The sequence below is a fragment of the Chamaesiphon polymorphus CCALA 037 genome (assembly GCF_003003845.1).
Taxonomy (GTDB): domain Bacteria; phylum Cyanobacteriota; class Cyanobacteriia; order Cyanobacteriales; family Chamaesiphonaceae; genus Chamaesiphon; species Chamaesiphon polymorphus.
Window position 1 is genome coordinate 1 of record NZ_PVWO01000634.1, and the last position, 2812, is coordinate 2812.

Sequence of the window (2812 nt, forward strand, 5' to 3'; positions counted from 1 at the left end):
TTAAGGTTACAGGCTTGCTCATTGTCAAACTTTAACCCAATTTGACTACCTCTCTCCAAAATGAGCGAACCGTGAGTGTTTCTTCTTAGTACGTTGATAAAGAGTGCCACTGCGACCCGGTACTCGCTCGCTGCGAATCTTCATATCGCCCTAATCCGTTGCAATTGGAGCACCCGGATCGCCTTTAGGATCGCTAGACTCTATGGCACCACTAACATCTAAAGCCAAAACATCCCCAAGCGAGCGATCGTCCAAATCTAATTCGAGTTGTCGATCTAATCCGCTCGGTAATTGTGGCAATCGCTCGATTAGATCGGCCAGCGTCAACTGAAAATTTCTATATTTTTGGCGCACTCGGCGAACTTTAGGCAATTTCAACTTCAACGCTAACTGCCCCGGAGTCGTTTTGGGGTGGTGACGATGCAACCGCAGATGACAACCCGCACACACGCATACCAAATTAGCTCTGTCATTGTGAGCCGGATTGCGATCGACGTGATGGACTTGAGCCGAAAGTCTCCGCCGCAAAGAGCGATCCAAATGACGATAACTGCGAGCAGGCGGCAAACACTTCAACCCACAACGGTCGCAACGATACCCCGCTGCTTGTTTAATCGCAGTTGCAATTTGCGTCCAATTATCTGGGTAATCTGAAGTCAATGCCATTGTTGGAAATTACTCAAGAGCATCTGCGCTTGGTATTGAGATTATGGATTTCTGCCTATAAACAACAGATCTAGCTCGGCAACAACACATTTATTTTCTAGCATCATCACAAAATCTCGAAGGAGAAAATATTGTCAGAGTTGCACTTATAATTCCCGAATTTTAGATGTAAATCGCCAGTGCCAACCAGCTAGGGCTAGAGTTAGACGACGCATCTGTGTCTACCGCACGCTACCTTTAAACCCGCTCGATTTAAAGTTGAGGTGAAAATCGATCGCTAAAAATTCGCTCGATAATCCACGATCCAAATCCCTGCTCGATCGTAGAAATCAACACTAAATTCTACATCACAACTCAACTGACGGCGAATCGAACAGCCAGTATCCCCCAACAATAACCCTAACCATAAATCTACCAGATTCAGACCCGACTTTTGCTGCAACTCAACCAACAACATCTCACCACATTCCACCATCACCCCCCGAATCCGACTCGCCCACAGCTCGATCTCCTCTTCATGAGCATTTCCCTTCACCGCCGCTCTCATCATTGCCTCAGTTGCCACCTTATCCGCCTCCACCCCCAACTTAATCACCGACTGCCGCTCCTGCGGATAGTCGTGTTCCACCTCCAGATACAGATGTTCATCCCGCAAAATGAAAGTTTGCCGATAAAGATGCGCCCAGAGTTCATCTGGTAAAACTGGTTCCTTAACTGGCACATAAGCTGCTGCAATCTCAGTCAGAATTGTCTCCGCTCGAACTCGGTAAATCTCAGTAATCTCTCCAACCGCCCGCGCCCCATCAACCAGATTCAACCCCTCTAAATGACCGCACAGTTCGATAAAACCGACCGTCGCTGGTTCGGCGTGGGCGACAGCTAATATCTGCCACAAATCTAACTCTAATTGTTGTGGTGCCATTGCGGACAAGAACTAATGGGACACTGGCTGGGATGCAACTCTATTTTCGACGCGAACTTAGTCAACTCCACCCCCAACTCACTCGAACAAGCCTTCAAAATTTCTGTCATCACCCCCACTACCTGAGCCGGAGTTAAACCCATACAGTGCATCGGCTCCACCTTCAACACCTTCTCATAACCTTGCCAAACCTCAGCCGCGATCGCATGAACTGGCGCATCCTGCCGCTCTCGATAGAAGATAATGCTAACAGCAGTACCGATCGGTGGCTCGATGGCGATCGTCCGAAGTACATTACCAGCCGACTCTACCGGACGACTTTGCGATCGTTGCTGGCTAATCCGCGCCTTATTGCGTTGATAATGCCGTCGATTCGGACATCGCGCCGCCTCCCAGCAAGGTTTAGTCTGTGCCTCGGCGGTACTCAATTTCGAGCATTGAAAACAGTTATGACCGACTTTTTTTGGCATACTAACTTACACCTAGCTCTGATTACGATCTAATTTGACGTTTAAATATTGTCATTTTCTAGCTCTATATAATCACACTCATCGCAACTGATGCCATTGGTTTCATCATGACTAAAACTGTTGCTACCGCATACCGGACAACAAACCTCAAGTTGGTCGAGGATATCCTGTTCGCTCATTATTTACTCCTCCACAAAAACACATCGCTCGCTGGTCTTCGATTCACACAGACCCAAAACTATAAATTAATATCTCGCCACTGCGCCGCCTCACAAAATAAAGATAGATGCTTTAAATTTGTTGTCGCCACAATAACTTGCTGTCCTGGATACTCATCCTTGAGTAGTTGGTATTGAGCGGAAATAATAATATCAAAGTCGATATCTTTCTTATCTCTAGTAGTTTGCCCACTTGTAGATGCTCTTGCCCAAAGATCGGCAGCTAAATCGAAAGCTTTGGTAGAAACAGGTAAAAATTCTAGCAACCCGTCGCTCTTGAGAGAATCTAATGAGCTGATACCTGGAGCAATCTCCCCCTCGATAATCGATGAACTTATCAATCCCCTCCTCACTTCATAATCGCAAACATCAGAAGTAATAAAATAAACACTTCTTGCTAATAACTTACTAAACCATTTCTGACATTGTTGCCCTTCATCAAAATCAATATTTTCATTGGAAATTAATCCAAGAATATTAGTATCTAGGAACACAATCATTACTTGAATTATCTCCGCGATTCTTCGAGAGATTTA

5 protein-coding genes are annotated in these 2812 nt (G+C 45.8%); all 5 read right to left on the minus strand.

Going from position 1 to position 2812, the window contains the following annotated elements; genetic code table 11:
- Positions 1-150: 150 nt before the first annotated feature.
- On the minus strand, positions 151-666 hold the full coding sequence (locus tag C7B77_RS27515; protein WP_106312560.1) for a restriction endonuclease: 516 nt from the start codon (positions 664-666) through the stop codon (positions 151-153).
- Positions 667-943: 277 nt separating this feature from the next.
- On the minus strand, positions 944-1588 hold the full coding sequence (locus C7B77_RS27520; protein ID WP_106312563.1) for a hypothetical protein: 645 nt from the start codon (positions 1586-1588) through the stop codon (positions 944-946).
- Positions 1570-2058 (minus strand): hypothetical protein, encoded by a 489-nt coding sequence (locus C7B77_RS27525; RefSeq protein ID WP_106312566.1) that lies wholly within the window; start codon positions 2056-2058, stop codon positions 1570-1572. The genes C7B77_RS27520 and C7B77_RS27525 overlap by 19 nt, the downstream gene beginning before the upstream one ends.
- Positions 2059-2099: 41 nt before the next feature.
- Complete coding sequence (locus C7B77_RS30520; protein WP_181244055.1) at positions 2100-2237, minus strand: hypothetical protein; 138 nt, start codon at positions 2235-2237, stop codon at positions 2100-2102.
- 59 nt (positions 2238-2296) lie between these two features.
- A complete protein-coding gene (locus tag C7B77_RS27530) occupies positions 2297-2776 on the minus strand; it encodes a PIN domain-containing protein (protein WP_106312568.1) in 480 nt (159 codons plus the stop codon).
- Positions 2777-2812: the final 36 nt, after the last annotated feature.

What these genes read in the sequence shown, in the direction of transcription:
- C7B77_RS30520 (WP_181244055.1), bottom strand. Translation starts at nt 2,237, where the DNA reads ATGAGCGAACAGGATATCCTCGACCAACTTGAGGTTTGTTGTCCGGTA.
- C7B77_RS27515 (WP_106312560.1), bottom strand. Translation starts at nt 666, where the DNA reads ATGGCATTGACTTCAGATTACCCAGATAATTGGACGCAAATTGCAACT.
- C7B77_RS27520 (WP_106312563.1), bottom strand. Translation starts at nt 1,588, where the DNA reads ATGGCACCACAACAATTAGAGTTAGATTTGTGGCAGATATTAGCTGTC.
- C7B77_RS27530 (WP_106312568.1), bottom strand. Translation starts at nt 2,776, where the DNA reads ATGATTGTGTTCCTAGATACTAATATTCTTGGATTAATTTCCAATGAA.
- C7B77_RS27525 (WP_106312566.1), bottom strand. Translation starts at nt 2,058, where the DNA reads ATGCCAAAAAAAGTCGGTCATAACTGTTTTCAATGCTCGAAATTGAGT.